We start from the raw sequence: 19,430 nt of genomic DNA on the forward strand, positions 1-19,430 counted from the left end.
GGGCTTTTTTATGTGAATATGCTTATAAACACTTTATTTGGAAAGGACGGATGTTACGGTTGGAAAATAAGCTGAAGCTCTACGGCTTTAACAACCTCACCAAAACTCTTAGCTTCAACATTTACGATGTGAGCTATGCAAAAAGTAGAAGAGAGCAAAGTGAGTATATCGCCTATATAGATGAGCAATACAATTCGGAACGGTTAACGAAGATCCTCTACGATGTCACAGAGATGATTGGTGCACATGTATTGAATGTCAGTAAACAAGATTACGACCCACAAGGCGCTAGTGTAACGTTGATGATTTCAGAGGAAAAGTTCCCTGCATCACAAATTGATCCTTCTTGTAATCAAGGTGCGATTCCCATCTTGCCGGATAAAGATTCTGTCGTCAGTCATTTAGACAAAAGCCACGTGACCGTCCATACGTATCCCGAATATCATCCCGATAACTCCATTGCGACATTTCGAGTTGATATAGATGTGTCGACATGTGGAGAGATTTCTCCATTGAACGCGCTCGACTACCTGATCGGAAGCTTTGATTCGGATATTATTACCGCGGATTATCGTGTGCGTGGATTTACACGGTCAGTCGACGGCAAAAAACTCTTTATGGATCATGCAATTACATCCATTCAAGACTTCATTGACGAGAAAACATTGCAAAAGTATGATGCGATCGATATAAATGTTTACCAAGCGAATATCTTCCATACAAAATTACTCATTAAAGAGATTGATTTACAAGATTATTTATTCAACAAAGATGTTTCAGAATTACCGCCAAAAGAACGCCTTCAAATCTCTCATAATCTTCGCAAAGAGATGATTGAAATCTACAGCGGTTCCAACGTCTATGAAAACGAGTGAGGAGAGACCATTGAAATTATCACAACATCGCGTTCCTATTATGGAAGCATTGCAGCAATATCAAGAAGCACGTGTCGTTCCTTTTGATGTGCCCGGACATAAACACGGTCGTGGCAATAAGGAGCTTGTAGATTTTCTCGGGGATACTTGCTTACAACACGACGTGAATTCCATGAAACCTCTTGATAATTTATGTCACCCCGTTTCTGTCATACGGGAAGCTGAAGAGTTGGCTGCGGACGCGTTTGGCGCGAAGCACGCTTTCCTGCTCGTGAACGGGACGACCTCTGCCGTACAAGCAATGGTCATGACTGCTTGTAAAGCGGGTGAGAAAATTATCATGCCGCGAAATGTTCATCGCAGTGCAATCAATGCCTTGATCTTAAGTGGTGCTATTCCCATCTATGTGAATCCAGGAGTACAGAAAGAACTTGGCATTCCACTCGGCATGGCGGTGGAGGAAGTAAAGAAAGCAATCATGGATCATCCCGATGCAAAGGCAATTCTCATTAATAATCCGACTTATTATGGGATCTGCTCCAATATGAAAGCCATTACTGATCTAGCACATGCACACGGTATGTTGGTGTTAGTGGATGAAGCACACGGTACGCATTTTTATTTTAATGATAAATTGCCTGCTTCGGCAATGTCCGTCGGTGCGGATATGGCTTCTATTAGCATGCATAAATCAGGTGGATCTTTAACGCAAAGCTCATTTTTATTAATCAACAATGAAGTAAGTGAAGGCTATACGCGACAGATTGTTAACTTGACGCAAACTACGAGCGGTTCTTATCTATTGATGTCGTCACTAGATATTTCACGTAAGAACCTGGCACTACACGGGCAGGAAATCTTCGATAAGGTGATCACGATGGCGCAGTATACACGTGATGAAGTCAATCAGATCGGCGGCTACTATGCATATTCTAAAGAGCTAATCAACGGCGATACTATCTATGATTTCGATGAGTCCAAATTGTCGATTCATACGCGCCAAATGGGATTGGCTGGCATTGAAGTGTATGATATTTTACGCGATGAATACGATATCCAAATCGAGTTCGGTGACGTAGCGAATATCCTGGCTTATATTTCAGTCGGAGACCGTACACTGGATCTTGAACGATTAGTCGCAGCACTAGCAGAAATAAACCGGCGTTTTAAAAAGGATCCTGGTACTTTATTCGATCATGAATATATCAATCCTCAAATTGTTCAATCGCCTCAACAAGCATTTTACGCAGATAAAGATACATTATTGTTATCTGAGTCTTCGGGACATGTGGCAAGCGAATTCGTCATGTGCTATCCACCTGGCATTCCAATTGTGGCACCCGGGGAACGAATCACAACCGAGATAATTGAATACATCAATTATTGTAAGGATAAGGGTTGTTTCTTAACCGGTACCGAGGATGCAAAAGTTGATTGGATTAATGTAGTAAAGGAGGACGTTCGATGAATCTATGGTTTACTGAAGATCATTCACCTCACACACGCTTTTCTTTTCGCGTCGAAGAACATCTATATACTGCGACGAGTGAATTCCAGAAAATTGATGTCTTCCAAACGACAGAGTTTGGTAAAATTTTGACATTAGATGGTTATGTCATGGTGACAGAGAAAGACGAATTCATTTATCACGATATGATTGTTCACGTGCCGATGGCTACCAACCCATCCATTCAAAACGTGTTAGTTATCGGTGCAGGTGATGGTGGTACCGTACGCGAATTGACGCGCTATCCATCGATCAAACAAATCGATATGGTGGAGATTGATGAGCAAGTTGTGAAAATATGCCAGAAGTTTTTACCACAAACCGCAGCTCAACTGACTGATCCGCGCGTTACACTTTATTTTGAAGACGGTCTGAAATTCGTCCGTCAGCAAGAAAATGCCTATGATTTGATCATTGTCGATTCCACCGATCCATTCGGCCCAGGTGAAGGTCTCTTCACGAAAGAGTTTTATGGCAATTGCTATAAAGCTTTGAATGAACAAGGCATTCTTGTGAATCAGCATGAAAGTCCATTTTACACCGAAGATGCACGCGGTATGCAGCGTGCACATAAAAGTATTATGGGGTTCTTTCCCGTTTCCAAAGTCTATCAAGCACATATTCCAACCTATCCATCGGGGCACTGGCTGTTCGGATTTGCTTCCAAGAAATATGACCCGATAGAAGATCTGGATGCTGATGCATGGAATACACTTGGTCTGCAAACAAAATATTATAATACAAAACTTCATGTCGGCTCATTCGCCTTGCCGAATTATGTTAAGGAGTTGCTGACCCATGCTAAATAAAAATATAGAAACATTTTTAGGGTTCGAAGCAGACTACGAGGAGGCATCATTCGTAATTTTCGGTGCCCCATTTGATTCCACCACATCATTTCGTCCTGGTACGCGATTTGCCAGTAAAGCGATGCGAAGCGAATCATTCGGTCTTGAGACATACAGTCCTTATCAAGAAGCCGATTTGACGGATTACACATTATTCGACGGTGGCGATCTAGAACTTAGTTTTGGTAATACCGAGCATGCTTTAGAGCAAATTGAAGAATTCACTTCACTTATTTTGAAGGATGGGAAAATCCCCTGCATGATTGGTGGCGAACATTTAGTCACTCTGGGAGCTGTACGTGCTGTTGCAAAAATGTATCCGGATTTACATGTAATCCAATTCGATGCACATACAGACTTGCGTGAAGATTATTTAGATCAACGTCTGTCTCACGCTACAGTTATTCGTAGAATCTGGGACCTGCTTGGAGATAACAAAATATTCCAATACGGTATTCGTTCTGGTGATCGTCCAGAATTTGAATGGGCAGCTAAGCAGCATGTTTTTATGAATAAGTTTAATTTTGATGGACTTGAAGATACGGTTGAAAAACTACAAGATAAACCCGTCTATTTGACGATTGATCTAGACGTACTGGATCCTTCCGTCTTCCCTGGAACCGGTACACCGGAAGCGGGTGGCGTAAGCTTTGTTGAGTTGCTACAAGCCATTTTGACGGTCAGTGGTTTGAATATTGTTGCCTGTGATATCAACGAACTGTCTCCTATCTACGATCAAAGCGGTACATCAACAGCCGTGGCTTGTAAAGTGTTACGTGAATTAACGATTGCTATAAATAAAAATAACTAAATTGGTGGTGTCTTTAATGGGAAAAGCATTAATTATTGGAGCTGGTGGCGTAGCAAGTGTCGTCGTGCATAAGTGTTGTGAGGTACCCGATGTATTTGAAGAAATCTGTATCGCAAGTCGTACGAAATCAAAATGTGATGCATTGAAAGAAAAGCTTGACGGTGGACAAACAAAAATCCAAACAGCTCAAGTGGATGCAGATAACGTGCCTGAACTCGTCGCGTTAATCAATGAATTTAAACCGGATATCGTCATTAATGTCGCATTGCCTTATCAGGATTTGACGATCATGGATGCATGTCTTGAAACAAAAGTAGATTATTTGGATACTGCGAACTACGAGCCACTTGATACAGCGAAATTCGAATATAAATGGCAGTGGGCATATAAAGAGAAGTTTGAAGAAGCAGGTATAACTGCATTGCTCGGCAGTGGTTTCGACCCTGGTGTAACGGGTGTGTTCTCCGCATACGCATTGAAGCATTACTTCGATGAAATCCATACGATTGATATTGTCGATGCCAATGCAGGCGACCACGGGTATCCTTTTGCAACGAACTTTAACCCGGAAATCAATATCCGTGAAATCACAGCTAACGGACGCTATTATGAAAATGGAGAGTTCGTGGAAACAGAACCTCTTGAAGTGAAACGCGTTTATGATCTACCTGAAATCGGACCAAAAGACGTCTACTTGCTATACCACGAAGAACTTGAATCATTGGCGAAAAATATTACCGGTGTAAATAAAATTCGTTTCTGGATGACGTTTTCTGAAAAGTATTTGATGCATTTGCGTGTACTTGAAAATGTGGGAATGACGTCCATTGAACCGATTGATTTTGAAGGTCAGCAAATCGTTCCACTGCAATTCCTGAAAGCTGTACTACCGGACCCCGCTTCGCTAGGACCGCGTACGAAAGGAAAAACGAATATTGGTTGTATCTATCAAGGCACGAAAAACGGTGAGCCAAAAACGTATTATGTTTACAATATTTGTGATCATCAAGCGTGTTATCGTGAAGTGGGATCACAAGCTATTTCCTATACAACAGGTGTTCCAGCTATGATCGGTGCAATGATGATGTTAACAGGCAAATGGAAAAAGCCAGGTGTCTTCAATATTGAAGAGTTCGATCCGGATCCATTCATGGATGCGTTGAATGAGTATGGTTTACCTTGGCATGAAGATTTCAATCCAACTTTAATAGACTGAGGAGAATAGTATGAACTTTGATGTACAAGCAGTCCCATCGCCTAGTTATGTCGTTGATGAAAAATTACTGATTGCTAACTTAGAAAAAATGAAATTCGTTACCGATCAAACAGGATGCAAGATCTTACTTGCACAAAAAGGATTTTCGATGTTTGCAGTCTATCCGTTAATCGGACAGTATTTGCATGGCGTTACTTCAAGTGGTGTATTTGAAGCGCGTCTTGGCTTTGAAGAAATGGGGAAAGAAGTACATACGTATGCCCCCGCTTTTCAAGAAAACGAGTTTGAGGAAATCCTTCGTTACTCTGATCATTTGGTATTCAATTCATTTGCGCAGTGGAAGCAGTTCAAGAGCCAAGTTCAAAAGCAGGAAAAGTCGATTGAATGCGGAATCCGCATCAATCCTGAATACTCTGAGATTGAAGTCGATATGTATAATCCTTGCTTCACCTATTCACGATTCGGTGTTACGTTAGATAATTTTGAAGCTGATGAACTCGAAGGTATTAGTGGCCTGCACTTCCATACGATGTGCGAGCAAAACTCTGATACGTTGTGGCGGACGATCCAAATCATCGACGAAGAATTCGGTCCCCATTTACAGAAGATGAATTGGATCAACTTCGGTGGCGGTCACCATATCACTCGTGCTGATTACGATCTGGAGACATTAATCCGTTGCATTCGTTTCATGCAAGATAAATATAATCTTGACGTTTACCTTGAGCCGGGCGAAGCCGTTGCGCTAAACACCGGCTTCCTCGTCTCGACAGTACTTGATACGATGCATAATGGTATGGACATTGCTATTCTCGATACTTCGGCTTCTTGTCATATGCCAGATGTTCTGGAGATGCCTTATCGTCCGGAGATTATCGGGGCAGGTATGCCAAATGAAAAAGCCCATACTTATAGATTAGGAGGGCCAACTTGTCTTGCTGGGGACGTAATTGGGGATTATTCATTCGATCAGCCATTACAACCTGGCGATCGACTGGTATTTTGCGACATGGCACATTATTCGATGGTGAAGAACAATACGTTTAATGGCGTTAATTTGCCATCGATTGTCCTTCATACTGCCAATGATGAAATCAACGTAGTGAAGCAATTTGGTTATGAGGATTTTAGGCAGCGGTTGTCTTAAGAGTAGTGAGTGGGAAAAGTGAGAGCAAGTTGATCTACGTTCCAGGCGGACGCTTTCCCAAGGACGTGGCTTGGGCCGCTTCGCTACCTGCGGGGTCTCAAGGCGCACGCTTATCCATCAAGAGTCGCCACCTTCCACTACAATCATCTGGTGTCTTTTTCTGATTTTAGAAAGTGGAGTTCAAGTTCATAACTACTAATCAAAATTACATCATTTTCTTTACTCCATTCGACTATTTCGTTTAAGACGTAAAAACCCGATTCGCTGAAAAATGCAAATCGGGTTTTTACACTTTGATACAAATAAGTAATGTGTAAAAGTCTATAATAGTTTAAGGTATCATTAGAATTACCAATCAACACACTGATACTTTTTATATTCCAGTTCAAGTTAGAATAGTACATAAGTTTTTCATTCCACTCGCGATCATCAGAAGATAACACCAGTTGATCGAAGTGGAAGGCGGCGACTCGGGGAGGATCAGCCCGATCAGGTGAAACAACTAAAGGAGCACCGCGACTAGTTGGTTCACCGCGGGCCCTCCCGAACGCGTCCGCCTGGAACGCAGATCAACGTTACTTACCTCTATCCTGCTCTTAAACCTAATACTTACTACTCACAGTAAGAAGAATCCAATCCCCATAATTAGATAGGCTGAAAATAGCACGAGTCCCTCGAACCAATTTGACTCTCCGTCATGACATATATTGACGACTAGTAATGTGGCGGTAATCATCGCGATCAACTCTGGCCACGTGAATACAAGTGGCATTGCAGTAGGCATCATTAACGATATCAGTACCAGCACCGGTGTGACAAACATTGCGACCTGCAATGTAGAACCGATTGCAATCTCTACCGATACATCCATTTTATTTTTCATCGCCAATGTAATTGCAGAAGAATGCTCTGCCGCGTTACCAACGATTGCGACGATGATGACACCGATAAACAACTCTGACCAGCCAAACTTCTCACCTAGCGTCCCAAATGTATGCACAAGCTTTTCTGAAACAAATGCAACAGCTACTGTTGCAACTAATAGTACCACTATAGATTTCTTCTTTGTCCACTCTGGCACTTCTTCTGTCTCATGAGTTTCGGTACCGAATACGCCACGATGTGTAAATAACTTAAATACCAGACCTGCCAAATAAATCAGGATGAGTATGATAGAAATACCGATACTCAAATTCAATCCAGTTTTAGTATCCATCGTCATCGAGAAGACTTCCGGAATCACAAATGCCACGACAATGGCAAAAATCAATAATGCAGAATTAAACCGGGCATCAAAAATATTAAAATTCTGTCTTTTATGCTTAATACCACCTGCGAAAAACGATAGACCAAGAACTAATAATAAGTTTCCTAATACTGAACCTGTCAACGATGCCAGTACGATTGCAATTAATCCAGCTTTCAAAGTAAAGATAGAAATAATAAGTTCAACTGCATTACCGAATGTTGCATTTAATAAACCACCGATTCGTGGTCCACTGACAATCGCTAAACTTTCTGTTGCTCTTCCAATGAATCCAGCAAGGGCAATAATACTGTAACAACACAATGCAAACATCCATAAATCTGACCAATTCAAGAATGATGCTATAAATACTAAAGGTACTCCTGTAAATGCCATGACAGTAAATACTTTATTCAGTGTCTCCACCTCTTTCCATAATCAATTTGTTATAATCTTTCCCTAATTCCAGTTCAAATAAACTGGTTTATCATCAAAACGAAAATTATCACCTATTAGTACTAAAAAAAGATAGGGGAGAGTCTGTAAATAAGACTCTCCCCTACCTATTACATTTTTCAGATTATATCCATCATAAAAAACAGCTTAACTCTTCATTTTCGGATCCAAGGCATCTCGTAAGCCATCACCCATTAAGTTAAAGCCTAGTACAGTCAGCATAATCGCAAGCCCAGGGAAAATCATTGTCCAGGGAGCATTTTGCAAGTAATCTTTGGAGTCGGCTAACATCTTTCCCCACTCAGGGTATGGAGCTTCTGCCCCTAATCCTAGAAATCCGAGTGCCGCTGCTTCAAGAATAGCTGTGGCAATGGCCAATGTACCTTGTACGATGACAGGCGCCATCGAGTTAGGCAAAATATGCGAAAACAGAATTCTGAAGTCTTTCATACCAATTGCTTTTGCCGCTGTAATATATTCATCCTCTTTAATACTCAATACTTTGGATCGTATTAAACGCCCGAAGTTTGGTACGTTAATAATTGCAATAGCAATCAATGCGTTACGTAAGCTGGGTCCCAATACAGATACAATCGCAATAGCCAATAAAATAGAAGGGAAAGCAAGCATAATATCGAATATTCTAGAGATAATAGTATCGATCCAGCGACCGTAATAACCCGCTATGATCCCAAGGAAACTCCCCACTACAATTGAACCAACGACCGAGAAGAATCCAACAGACAATGAAATACGCGCACCATGAATAATGCGTGAGAATATATCACGTCCGAAGTCATCCGTTCCAAACCAATACTCCGAAGAAGGAGGTTGCAGTCGATCTGTCATTAATTGTTCGTTGATGCCTTCTTTTGTGACAAGAGGACCAAAGAGTGCAAGCAAAATAAAGAATATGACAATAAATGCGCCTACGACAGCTACTTTACTTTTGCGAAAACCTACCCAAGCTTCCCGCCAAGGTCCTGTTGTTTTTTCTAACTTTGCTTCTGCTACCCCGTCTACCTTAGGCGTAAATTCTGACATGAACTATTCCTCCTTCCTCAATCATACTTAATCCTCGGATCGATCAGTCCATATAGTAAATCGACGATCAGATTAATCATGACAAAGATAAATGCCACGATGAGAATGCCCGATTGAATAACAGGATAATCTCTAAAGTTGATTGCGTCATAGATATAACGTCCAATTCCAGGCCAAGCGAAGATGGTTTCCGTCAGAATAGCTCCACCCAAGAGTAGACCAATTTGCAGACCGATAACTGTCAAAACAGGAATGATTGCATTTTTTAATGCATGCTTATATACTACCCAAAACATTTTCTGACCCTTTGCTCGTGCTGTACGAATATAGTCTGAACGCATCACTTCTAGCATGCTTGAACGCGTCATTCGGGCGATAATCGCCATCGGAATGGTTGCAAGCGCTAGTCCAGGTAAGATCAAGTGTTTAATAACTACCCATAATTGATCAAATCTGCCCTGGATAAGCGTGTCAATTATGTATAAATTGGTTATAGCGGATACAGGATCACGGACATTTTCACGTCCAGTTGTCGGCAACCATTGCAATTCGATTGCAAATGCCCACTGCCCCATTAACCCTAACCAGAAGATCGGCATGGAAACACCAACTAGTGCTAGTACCATCGCTGAATAGTCAAACCATGAATTTTGGAACCAAGCAGAAATAATACCCGCATTCACCCCTACAACGACTGCGATAATCATCGCAAATAATGCCAACTCCAATGTAGCTGCTAAATAAGGCCAAATTTCGTCTGCTACAGGAAGGCGTGTACGCATGGATTCTCCTAAATCACCTTTTAAAATTCCGCCAAGATAACTGAAGTATTGTGTATACCATGGTTGATCAAGACCTAGCTTGATCGTCAAGGCTTCTACTGCTTCTTTTGTTGCTTGTTGTCCTAAAATTACTTGTGCTGGATTACCAGGAATTGCACGAATCAACATAAAAACTAAAAAGGTCATACCAAGCAGGACAGGAATTAGCTGTAAAAGCCTCTTAATCGTATAGTTGAACAACTCTTTCACCCCTCCGGCTTATCATGTATTAATCAAAGAAAGGGAGAATGCTGGCTTCTCCCTCTTCTTCCGTCATGTAATTTACGTATTACTTATTTGAATTCTACGTTCGACAACAAATCAGAACCAGTTGGATGCGGAACAAACCCTGTCAGTTCCTTCGCTCCACCTAACAATGGGATGGAGTGCGCAAGTGGTACCCATGGAGCTTCTTCGTGAAGAATTTCCTGTGCTTGCTTATACAACTCGATACGCTTGTCTTCGTCTACTTCTGTTTGTGCTTCTAGGAATAGCTTATGTGTTTCGTCGTTCTTAAAGTACGTGTAGTTATTACTTCCGATATTGTCTTCATCTAATAGTACATATAGGAAGTTGTCTGCGTCTCCATTATCCCCAGTCCAACCAAGCATGAAAGCATCTGCTTCCCCTTTGCTCGCCTTATCTAGGTAAGTCGCCCACTCATAAGAAACGATTTTCGCTTTAATACCCACATCAGCCAAATTGCTTTGAATAGCTTCCGCTACTTTCGTTCCGTCCGGCATATATGGACGTGGAACTGGCATTGCCCAAAGTTCCATTTCAAATCCGTCTTCAAGACCTGCTTCTTTCAATAGTTCTTTAGCTTTTTCAGGATCATATGCATATGCTTCTACATCTTCGTTATAACCTGAAATAGATGAAGGCATTGGATTTTTCGCCACTTCGGCACGTCCTTCAAAGAATGAATCGACAATAGATTGTTTATCGATTGCATAGTTCATCGCCTGACGAACTTCTTTTTTATCAAATGGCGCACGAGTTACTGTTAATCCGAGGTATCCTACGTTCATGGAAGGGCGCTCGAACAACTGCAATGCATCATTATCTTCAATCTTTACTCCATCAGCTGGATTGATTCCATCTGCTAAATCTATTTCTCCGGATAGTAAAGCATTCAGACGAGCAGAGTTATCAGGAATGGCTTGGAAAATGATGCGTTCCAATTTTGGTAACCCTTCTTGCCAGTATTCTTCGTTCTTTTCAATTGTAATGGTTTCATTTGGCTTCCACTCTACAAACTTGAATGGACCTGTCCCTACTGGGTTACGCTCATACTCATCATCACCCTTTTCAAAAGCTTCAGGACTTGAAATAGCGAACATACTCATCGCAAGATTTTTCAAGAATGGTGCTTGTGGACGCTTCAATGTAATAATTACTGTGGATTCTCCATCTGCTTTAACCGATTCAATTACGTGCTCTTCATCGTCTTTAAATCCACCAAACATAGAGTTGTAGTATGGGAATGTATCTGAATCCCCATTCGCCCAACGCTCAAAGTTCTTTACGACTGCTTCTGCATTAAAATCAGTGCCATCATGGAATTTCACGCCTTCTTGTAATTGGAATGTATACGTCAATCCATCTTCACTTGTGTCATACTCTTTAGCAAGACCTGGTTGAACCGTCGTATCCTGCTCCCCAAAGTTTAATAACGTTTCGAATAAATTCACCGTTACTTTAAATGTCTCCCCTTCTGTTACACGGGATGGGTCAAGAGATGTTGAATCTCCGCCTCGTCCAAATACTAACGTTTTGTTCTCACTGCCGCCTTTATCCGCAGCGTCTTTGTCCTTGTCGCCACTGCCTTCATTATCATCGCCGCCTGAACAAGCCGCCAAAGCAGTCGATAAGATAAGAAGCATGATCAACGCGAACGACCACAGTTTCCCTTTTCTCATACAGATCCCTCCAATTGTTTTTTTCTTTCTATATCATCGTTGCTTTCCGTTGAATAAAGATGGCAAGCAACAGAATGACCAGCTTTCTCCTCTGCTAATACAGGGGTTACTTTCGTACACACATCCATTTTAAAAGGGCAGCGAGTGTGGAATGCACAACCGCTTGGCGGATTCGCTGGGCTTGGCATATCCCCTTCAATAATGATTTGTTCCTTCTTGTAATTTGGATCTGGTACAGGTACTGCAGACAGTAAAGCCTGTGTATACGGGTGGAGGGGGGTTGCATATAGCTCTTCACTTTCTGTAATCTCCACAATCTTCCCCAAGTACATTACTGCCACACGATCACTGATATGGCGTACAACACCAAGATCATGTGCAATGAAGATATATGTCAAATTGAATTCCTTTTGTAAATCCTGCATTAAGTTTAATACTTGCGCCTGAATGGATACGTCAAGTGCAGACACTGGTTCATCTGCAATAATCAACTTGGGATTCGTCATTAAAGCGCGGGCAATCCCAATTCGCTGACGCTGCCCTCCACTAAATTGGTGAGGATAACGTGTTGCGTGATATTCACTCAAACCGACAATTTTTAGGAACTCTACGACTTTTTCACGTCGTTCTTTTGCATTGCCACCACCATGGACAATCAATGGTTCTTCTAATATCTTGCCGATTGTATGACGAGGATTCAATGAAGCATAAGGATCTTGGAAGACCATTTGGATGTCTCGACGAACCGCTCGAATATCATTAGCAGAGAGCTTCGTCAAATCTTTCCCCTGGAATTCGACGACTCCTTCTGTCGGTTCCAGCAACTGCATAATCGTCCGTCCTGTCGTCGATTTACCGCAACCGCTTTCTCCTACTATGCCGAGCGTCTCTCCCTCATTTACATGAAACGAAACATTATCGATCGCTTTGACATGACCTACTGTTTTACCAATCAATCCTTTGCGAATTGGGAAGTATTTTTTCAATCCTTCAACTCTTAGCAGTGGTTTGTTCATTAGCACCCGTCACTCCTTCTTGTTCGTCATATAAAAAGCATCTAGTTTGATGATTTTCGGAGTTTCGGTATAATTCCGGTGTTTCTACCCAACACCTCGAGAAAGCGCTTTCACATCTCGCTGCGAATCTACATCCTCTATCAATGGATCCGGGTTTTGGCACGTTACCTGGAATCGAATAGAGACGATCTTTTTTATCTCGCATATCTGGTACAGACTGAATCAGTCCGCGTGTATAAGGGTGACAAGGATTTTTAAAAATTACTTCGGTTGGGGCTTCTTCAATAACTTGTCCTGCATACATGACTACGACACGTTCACAAGTTTCAGCCACCACTCCTAAGTCATGCGTGATGAGTAAAATCGCTGTATTCATGCGCTCGTTCAACTCTCGCATCAATTTCAGGATTTGTGCTTGAATAGTTACATCAAGTGCTGTTGTAGGTTCATCGGCAATGAGTACTTTCGGATCGCATACAAGCGCCATTGCAATCATGACACGCTGTCGCATACCACCGGATAACTGATGAGGATATTCCTTCATAATTTCTTCAGAGCGGGGTAGTCCGACTAGTTTCAACATTTCGATTGCTCGGTCCTTAATTTGCTTTTTCGACCATTTTTTCTGATGAAGTGAAATGGCTTCAGACATCTGATTGCCTATTGTGAAAAGTGGATTCAATGAAGTCATAGGCTCTTGAAAGATCATTGCGACGTCATTCCCACGAATCTCTCTCATTTCCTTCTCCGTTTTCCTTAAGAGATCTTGACCTTCAAAGAGGATTTCTCCTCCAGTGATTTTCCCTGGCGGACTTGGAACTAACTGCATGATAGATAAAGAGGTGACACTCTTTCCGCAACCTGATTCTCCAACAATCCCTAAGACTTCTCCTTCTCTTACATAGAAGTCCACATGATCTACTGCTGGAATTTCTCCTGAATCCGTGAAAAAGGTCGTTTGCAAATCTTTAACTTCAAGTAATTTCTTTCTTTTGTTCATTTACTCACCTTTTTCCTTTTTTCTGAAATAACTCATTAATCATTATTATACTTTTATTCTGATTAAACGCAAGATGCTTTTTTCATAAAATAATATAGTGAGAGAATATGGCAATAAAAAAAGAAGTGCATTAGGAAAGTTGATACCTACGCACTTCTTAAAATTTCTGATTTTTCTAATGTTATGCTACTCTTTTAACTGCATAATTATTTCCCTTACCAAATGGCTTGACCATCTATAAATTCTGGAGCTTTTAAATCTAGTAGTTTATATAGACTTGGTGCAATATCGGTCATCGTTATTCTTTCGCTAATTTCGCCGCTTGAAATTTTGGGACCTGATGCAAATAGAATAGGATGTAATGGCAAACGCTCAGGATTACCACCATGACTCCCCAATTCTTGGGTCGGTTCGACAGCAATTTTCGCATCTTTTCCCATTAAGTATCCTGGAGCAGCAGATAAGAATACATCACCGCTATTATCATTACTAAAAGTTGCATATTCCTCTTGTTCTTCTGTCCAAACCGCTTCATACGGTGAGATCTCGATATTCTTCTGCTTAGATAAGACTGAAGGTACCGGATAAGTATAGGCTAGATCCGCTTTACCAGTGAGCCAACTCAAAATAGGATGAGCTACTCTTTCAGGATCTTGTGAAAGGGCAGAAAAAACGGTCTTATCGGTAAAAACTGATACAATTTCATTCTTTACTTGTTCGTATTCCTCTTCTTTTACAATTCCATTTTTCTCTCTGCCTTTTAAATTTACATACACATGCGCAATGGTTCCACTTGCTTCCGCATATGCTTTCGTCTTAGATGTATCCACATTTCCTTTTTCATCTTTTACAAGCAGTCCGGCTTTTTCAAGCTCTTTATTCGGTGAAAGCCTCGTGTGAATTGGTTCCAACCCATGATCTGAAACAATCAATAAGTGATCATCAGGGTTAAGATTGTTTTTGATTCGCCCAATCGCTCGGTCCGCTTGTCCAAATGCCCAGCTAACATATTTCTCTTTCTCCAACACATTCGATAAATCATATCCTGGTTGGGCAGGTTCTCTCAATAAAAAGTTATGCAGTTCAGTATCTACAACTGGATAATAATAAAATAATAAGTCTGGTTGATAGTAGTCTTTAATATATAAGCTGACATCCGTCACCCAATTTGCGAAACGTTCGCCTACTTGTTCATATTCTTCTCTTGTAATATCTCCTTTTTTGAAGGCATCTATCTCATCAGCCGCGGGATAAAATCCAAATTCAGATTCTATCTCGTCCGTGAATTGGTCAGGTCCCTTGTACAGACCTCCCATTACAGTACCTTGAAATAATTGTAGCCTATCTTTATCTGCAGGATCCTCTTTTAGTTTTATATAGAATCCTGCACTATCAAAGTCTGGTAGGTCTAGCACGATACCGATCCAGTCGTTTGCTGATACTTTTTCTCCTATTTGTTTGGGATCCATTGAAATATAGAGTTCCGGTTCTTCCTCATCTATTCGCAACACATATAATTGTTGGGATGGTGAATTCTTTATATCTAATGTAATCACCGCTTCTTCCACTTCTGTTGTGGTAGTTGCAGTTAATTGTTTAACACGTTGATCTTCTATAGGTGAAAATTTCAAATTATGAAGTTTCGAATCTGCTAAGGTCCCACCTGAATAAACAGCGTACGTAGCAGCAGAGGCATTCTCAGGATTCGAATCGGGGAAAGAGACTGTCGCTGTTACTTTTCCTTGATTTCTCGCTTCTTTCCATATAGGTGTAACGCCTAACGTTTGTGCAAATCCGCTTTGATCATCTTTTACTTTTTCACCTGTCGAGTGGAACTGATTACTCACAATCCCCGTCTTGGAAGGTGCTGCACCGCTTGCCAGTGTGGCATGTGATGGCGCAGTCAATGATGGTGTAACTGTAATGAAATCCGTCGCATAGGCAGCCTCTTTTTGAAAGCTCTCTAAATTCAACATGATTCCTTTATCTATGTATCTCTGTGCGTCTTGATAACCCAATCCATCAAATGACACAACACTAATTGTGCCCGTTGGTTGTGTTGCTTGAACAGACGAAGAGGTAGTAGTACTAGTCATGCTACAAACAACCAAAATTATTATAATAGTCAGTGGCTTAAACATATTGCATCCCTCGCTTTGTATTACTATTCCCTACCTTAAATCACGGTAAACTTGCTAACTACACTATGTTCTAAAAGTCATGTTTTTTATTAAAAATACCTCCTGCAATTCTCTTATGCAGAAGGTATTTATCAATTTATGGTTACAATGCAAGCTGTTTTACTGAATTTCTTTCAAGCCACGTCAAGCTTTTATCAAACAATTCATTTTCAAAAGAATAACTTGAAAATGTGTGATCAGCCTGTTCAATATATTGTTCAATTACTCGCTCTCCGTTCAAGCGCTTATTGAGTGAATTTACGTATTGTCTCGCATGTTCTTTTGATATTTGTTCATCTTCTTTTGCATGAACAATATGAACAGGTCCGGTAAATGAACGAATCGCTTCGATAGGTTGATGTCTTTTCAAATCCTTAAGAAAAGTTTGGCTGATCATAAATCCGTGATAATCATGACTGCCTTGCCTTATAATTTCATGAACTGCTTTTGGTCCAAGAATTCCCATTATATCTTCGTATGGTGTACCTACCGGTGACCAGAGAATCAGTTGTTTAATACGTGAATCACTCGCTGCTGTTAGCGACGCAACTGCCCCTCCCATACTGTGTCCTACTAATGAAATCCGGCTTTTATCTATACCGCGAAACGAACTTAAATAATCGATGACATCCTGTACTTCCTTTAATTGATTAGTCAATGTCACATCTGCATAATCTCCGTCACTTTCACCACAACCGCTAAAGTCAAAGCGGAATACCCCATATCCATGCTCTGTGAAATAACGAGCGGCTTTAACAAACAAACGATGTTCCCCTACTTTACTACCTACGAACCCATGGATAAATATAAGCAAAGGTATAGCTTCTTTTCTATATTCAGGCAGATGCAACGCACCCGACAAATTATTTTCCCCAGAACGAATCGTGATCATTTTTTGCATTTCTTCCCTACTCTCATGTAAGTATATTATTCCAACATGTTTAATAGGTATTATACAATTCAAATAGATTTAAGTCAAATAAATCCAATAGTAACTCTTATTCTTACATAGAAAAAAGACTCCTATATTAGGGAGCCTGATTAGTATATTCAAATGAACAAGTACAGAGTGATTTGGAATTTCCGTTGCAGAGGGGATACAGGCCAACGATGCCACTCCCCTTTGCACAACGACTTTACTTCACAATCCCAAGCGTATTTAAGAACACTACAATAATAGTCAATGGGACTACCCACTTCATTAAAAAGTGCCAGAGTGGATAAAAACCTATAGATTTCGTATTATACTGTGTAAATTCATCACGCACTAACACTTGATCCATCTTATGAACAATAAATAATGCAATCAGCAAACTTCCAGCTGGCAGCAAAATATTACTGACCAAGTAATCTGTCGCATCAAAAACACTCTTATCGAATAGTAGCAACCCTGACAACGTACTAGAAGACAAAGCAGAAGGAATTGCAGCTATGAATACAACCGCACCAATTAACCAAGTCACAGACTTACGTGTACGCTTACCACTCGCTGTCATCGCTGCCACAATAATTTCGTACAAACTAAACGAAGATGTCAATGTCGCAAACAAGAACAAAATTAAGAATAACGCTAAGAATACTTGCCCTAGCGGAAGTTGCGAAAAGACTGCTGGCAACACCATGAAGAGTAATTCCGGTCCCGCTGCCGGTTCTTGCCCGAACGCGAATACTGCTGGAAAAATAGCTAAACCTGCTAGTAACGATACAAATAAATTCATCCCTACTACGGAACTTGCAGATGAAGTCAAACTAACGTCTTTTTTCAGATATGAACTATACGTTACCATACATGAAAATCCGACGGCTAATGAAAAGAAAGACTGTCCAAGTGCATATAATACTGATTCTCTTGTAATACTAGAGAAATCAGGCTTCAGGAAGAATGATACACCTTCCATTGCACCAGGCAACGTCAATGAACGAATAACTAAAATAATAAAAAACACAAATAATAAAGGCATCATATATTTATTCGCTTTTTCAATACCGTTTTGTACACCGGAAGATACGACTAATATGTTAATGATGGTAAATAGGAACAGACCGATTAATGTTGTTACTGGCGAACCGACAATCGAACCAAATTGTTCCGAATAGGAAGCACCTTCACTAATGATCTTGCCACCTATAGATAATCCGCTATACACGAATACCCAACCACCCACTACACTATAGAAGGATAGTAAAAGGAAACACCCTGCTACACCAAGCTTACCAATCCATGGCCATGCACTAGCTGGCGCCAACTTCTTGTAAGCACTGATTGCTTCTCTACCTGAACCACGTCCAATAATGAATTCGGAAACCAACATGGGTAATCCAATCAAAATTGTAAAGACGACAAATAATAGGAAAAATGCGCCACCGCCACTCATTCCTGTAACATACGGGAACTTCCAGATTGCTCCAAGGCCGATTGCTGCACCTGCCGAGGACATGATAAATCCAAGCTTCGAAGACCATTGTTCTTTACGTTGTTCCATTTCCTCACCCATTTCCCTTTACTTCTGCTAATTATAGTTATACTGTACTACACCATTAGAAACAATAGCATATTTGTATTGTTTATAGTTATGCACAACAAAAAAGATGTACCTGAATCGAAATACTCCATTCGGTTACATCTTTTCTTCTTAAAGAATATATTCCCGTTAGCCATTTAGTTCACACTCTTATTCTGTTGCGCTCTAGCTTCTCCTCCCTTACGTCCAATGTTCTCATAAAATTGTTTATCGTGCTTCTCAGCAGTAGCTTTTCCACCTTTACGACCAATTTCTCTATAAAATTCACTACTATGCTTTTGAGCTGTGGCTTCCCCGCCTTTACGACCAATCTGTTCATAGAACTCTTTGTCGTGCTTTTTAGATGTTGCTTGACCGCCTTTACGTCCCGCTTCTTTTAAAGTCATTTTCTTCTCTTGATCAGTATGATGTTGATTAGCCATATATATTCTTCCTCCCTATTATTCAATTTACAATGCTTAATGAATATATTCCCAATTCACTACGAGCTAAACACAAGACTACGTAAATAGCCTTTTTTCGATAGAAAGGCTTACAGAATGGAATTCAGTACACATCTATACGTATTGCTAAAAGCTGTCTACATATTCATGTATAACTTCTCGTTTTTGAACCAACTTACTTATGAAGGTACTTACAGAAGGGAGAATAACAAATGGGAAGAGATGAACATAAAAAAGGGAGTAATTCGGCTGGTTCGTTACCACAAACTCCAAAGAACCAAACGATTGCCGCACGCGACATGAATGAAGAAATCTCGAAAGAATTCGCTGAATTACGTAAAGCTTCCGCACAAAAAAAACGTAAGTCATAAGCAAA

General features: G+C 40.7%; 17 protein-coding genes. 7 read left to right on the forward strand and 10 right to left on the reverse strand.

Translation table 11 applies throughout. The features are described from left to right. Positions 1-50: 50 nt before the first annotated feature. The 6 genes from speD to nspC are packed head-to-tail and all read left to right on the forward strand — an operon-like array spanning position 51 to position 6,404. Positions 51-875 carry an adenosylmethionine decarboxylase gene (speD, locus tag SporoP8_RS06115; protein ID WP_085131686.1) on the forward strand — a complete coding sequence of 275 codons (825 nt, stop codon included), beginning with the start codon at positions 51-53 and terminating at the stop codon, positions 873-875. Next, positions 862-2,343, forward strand: coding sequence for an aminotransferase class I/II-fold pyridoxal phosphate-dependent enzyme (locus SporoP8_RS06120; protein WP_085131687.1), 1,482 nt, complete (start codon positions 862-864; stop codon positions 2,341-2,343). Before speD ends, SporoP8_RS06120 begins: the two co-directional genes overlap by 14 nt. Further along, positions 2,340-3,191, forward strand: coding sequence for a polyamine aminopropyltransferase (gene speE, locus SporoP8_RS06125; protein ID WP_085131688.1), 852 nt, complete (start codon positions 2,340-2,342; stop codon positions 3,189-3,191). Before SporoP8_RS06120 ends, speE begins: the two co-directional genes overlap by 4 nt. Further along, on the forward strand, positions 3,181-4,041 hold the full coding sequence (gene speB, locus SporoP8_RS06130; protein ID WP_085131689.1) for an agmatinase: 861 nt from the start codon (positions 3,181-3,183) through the stop codon (positions 4,039-4,041). Before speE ends, speB begins: the two co-directional genes overlap by 11 nt. A gap of 16 nt (positions 4,042-4,057) precedes the next feature. Further along, positions 4,058-5,257 (forward strand): saccharopine dehydrogenase family protein, encoded by a 1,200-nt coding sequence (locus tag SporoP8_RS06135; protein WP_085131690.1) that lies wholly within the window; start codon positions 4,058-4,060, stop codon positions 5,255-5,257. Positions 5,258-5,267: 10 nt separating this feature from the next. Then, positions 5,268-6,404, forward strand: a complete 1,137-nt coding sequence (gene nspC, locus SporoP8_RS06140; protein WP_085131691.1) for a carboxynorspermidine decarboxylase — start codon at positions 5,268-5,270, stop codon at positions 6,402-6,404. Between the two features lie 616 nt (positions 6,405-7,020). Here the strand turns inward: nspC and cax are convergent. The 10 genes from cax to SporoP8_RS06190 all read right to left on the reverse strand — a co-directional run bounded on the left by cax (position 7,021) and on the right by SporoP8_RS06190 (position 19,033). Beyond that, complete coding sequence (gene cax / locus SporoP8_RS06145) at positions 7,021-8,067, reverse strand: calcium/proton exchanger (RefSeq protein ID WP_255397471.1); 1,047 nt, start codon at positions 8,065-8,067, stop codon at positions 7,021-7,023. A 186-nt stretch (positions 8,068-8,253) separates the two neighbouring features. Further along, a complete protein-coding gene (gene nikC / locus SporoP8_RS06150) occupies positions 8,254-9,150 on the reverse strand; it encodes a nickel transporter permease (protein WP_085131693.1) in 897 nt (298 codons plus the stop codon). Between the two features lie 17 nt (positions 9,151-9,167). After that, positions 9,168-10,118 carry an ABC transporter permease gene (locus SporoP8_RS06155; protein ID WP_420066738.1) on the reverse strand — a complete coding sequence of 317 codons (951 nt, stop codon included), beginning with the start codon at positions 10,116-10,118 and terminating at the stop codon, positions 9,168-9,170. 146 nt (positions 10,119-10,264) lie between these two features. Beyond that, the gene (locus SporoP8_RS06160; RefSeq protein ID WP_085131695.1) at positions 10,265-11,893 is read right to left on the reverse strand and encodes an ABC transporter substrate-binding protein; all 1,629 of its coding nucleotides are present in this window, start codon (positions 11,891-11,893) and stop codon (positions 10,265-10,267) included. After that, positions 11,890-12,909 carry an ABC transporter ATP-binding protein gene (locus SporoP8_RS06165; protein WP_085131696.1) on the reverse strand — a complete coding sequence of 340 codons (1,020 nt, stop codon included), beginning with the start codon at positions 12,907-12,909 and terminating at the stop codon, positions 11,890-11,892. The genes SporoP8_RS06160 and SporoP8_RS06165 overlap by 4 nt, the downstream gene beginning before the upstream one ends. Further along, positions 12,884-13,909, reverse strand: coding sequence for an ABC transporter ATP-binding protein (locus SporoP8_RS06170; RefSeq protein WP_085131697.1), 1,026 nt, complete (start codon positions 13,907-13,909; stop codon positions 12,884-12,886). Before SporoP8_RS06170 ends, SporoP8_RS06165 begins: the two co-directional genes overlap by 26 nt. 215 nt (positions 13,910-14,124) lie before the next feature. Then, positions 14,125-16,005: an alkaline phosphatase family protein gene (locus tag SporoP8_RS06175; RefSeq protein WP_198166081.1), complete on the reverse strand. Its 1,881-nt coding sequence runs from the start codon at positions 16,003-16,005 to the stop codon at positions 14,125-14,127. 187 nt (positions 16,006-16,192) lie between these two features. Next, entirely contained in the window at positions 16,193-16,990 is a 798-nt protein-coding gene (locus tag SporoP8_RS06180; RefSeq protein ID WP_085131699.1) for an alpha/beta hydrolase family protein, read from the reverse strand. A gap of 235 nt (positions 16,991-17,225) precedes the next feature. Further along, a complete protein-coding gene (locus SporoP8_RS06185; RefSeq protein ID WP_085133570.1) occupies positions 17,226-18,572 on the reverse strand; it encodes a sodium-dependent transporter in 1,347 nt (448 codons plus the stop codon). A 176-nt stretch (positions 18,573-18,748) separates the two neighbouring features. Beyond that, on the reverse strand, positions 18,749-19,033 hold the full coding sequence (locus tag SporoP8_RS06190) for a con-10 family general stress protein (protein WP_085131700.1): 285 nt from the start codon (positions 19,031-19,033) through the stop codon (positions 18,749-18,751). 233 nt (positions 19,034-19,266) lie between these two features. Here SporoP8_RS06190 and SporoP8_RS16655 point away from each other — a divergent pair, with 233 nt between their 5' ends. Then, positions 19,267-19,425 carry a YfhD family protein gene (locus SporoP8_RS16655; protein ID WP_198166082.1) on the forward strand — a complete coding sequence of 53 codons (159 nt, stop codon included), beginning with the start codon at positions 19,267-19,269 and terminating at the stop codon, positions 19,423-19,425. Positions 19,426-19,430 lie beyond the last annotated feature (5 nt).

This window comes from Sporosarcina ureae, assembly GCF_002101375.1.
Lineage (GTDB): Bacteria > Bacillota > Bacilli > Bacillales_A > Planococcaceae > Sporosarcina > Sporosarcina ureae_B.

Bases quoted from the DNA above. Each gene is read 5' to 3' on its own strand.
- speB (WP_085131689.1), top strand. From the start codon at position 3,181: ATGCTAAATAAAAATATAGAAACATTTTTAGGGTTCGAAGCAGACTAC.
- SporoP8_RS06190 (WP_085131700.1), bottom strand. From the start codon at position 19,033: ATGGCTAATCAACATCATACTGATCAAGAGAAGAAAATGACTTTAAAA.
- SporoP8_RS06185 (WP_085133570.1), bottom strand. From the start codon at position 18,572: ATGGAACAACGTAAAGAACAATGGTCTTCGAAGCTTGGATTTATCATG.
- speE (WP_085131688.1), top strand. From the start codon at position 2,340: ATGAATCTATGGTTTACTGAAGATCATTCACCTCACACACGCTTTTCT.
- SporoP8_RS06120 (WP_085131687.1), top strand. From the start codon at position 862: ATGAAAACGAGTGAGGAGAGACCATTGAAATTATCACAACATCGCGTT.
- SporoP8_RS06180 (WP_085131699.1), bottom strand. From the start codon at position 16,990: ATGCAAAAAATGATCACGATTCGTTCTGGGGAAAATAATTTGTCGGGT.
- SporoP8_RS06175 (WP_198166081.1), bottom strand. From the start codon at position 16,005: ATGACTAGTACTACTACCTCTTCGTCTGTTCAAGCAACACAACCAACG.
- SporoP8_RS06135 (WP_085131690.1), top strand. From the start codon at position 4,058: ATGGGAAAAGCATTAATTATTGGAGCTGGTGGCGTAGCAAGTGTCGTC.
- nikC (WP_085131693.1), bottom strand. From the start codon at position 9,150: ATGTCAGAATTTACGCCTAAGGTAGACGGGGTAGCAGAAGCAAAGTTA.
- nspC (WP_085131691.1), top strand. From the start codon at position 5,268: ATGAACTTTGATGTACAAGCAGTCCCATCGCCTAGTTATGTCGTTGAT.
- SporoP8_RS06160 (WP_085131695.1), bottom strand. From the start codon at position 11,893: ATGAGAAAAGGGAAACTGTGGTCGTTCGCGTTGATCATGCTTCTTATC.
- speD (WP_085131686.1), top strand. From the start codon at position 51: ATGTTACGGTTGGAAAATAAGCTGAAGCTCTACGGCTTTAACAACCTC.
- SporoP8_RS06155 (WP_420066738.1), bottom strand. From the start codon at position 10,118: ATGACCTTTTTAGTTTTTATGTTGATTCGTGCAATTCCTGGTAATCCA.
- SporoP8_RS06165 (WP_085131696.1), bottom strand. From the start codon at position 12,909: ATGAACAAACCACTGCTAAGAGTTGAAGGATTGAAAAAATACTTCCCA.
- SporoP8_RS06170 (WP_085131697.1), bottom strand. From the start codon at position 13,909: ATGAACAAAAGAAAGAAATTACTTGAAGTTAAAGATTTGCAAACGACC.
- SporoP8_RS16655 (WP_198166082.1), top strand. From the start codon at position 19,267: ATGGGAAGAGATGAACATAAAAAAGGGAGTAATTCGGCTGGTTCGTTA.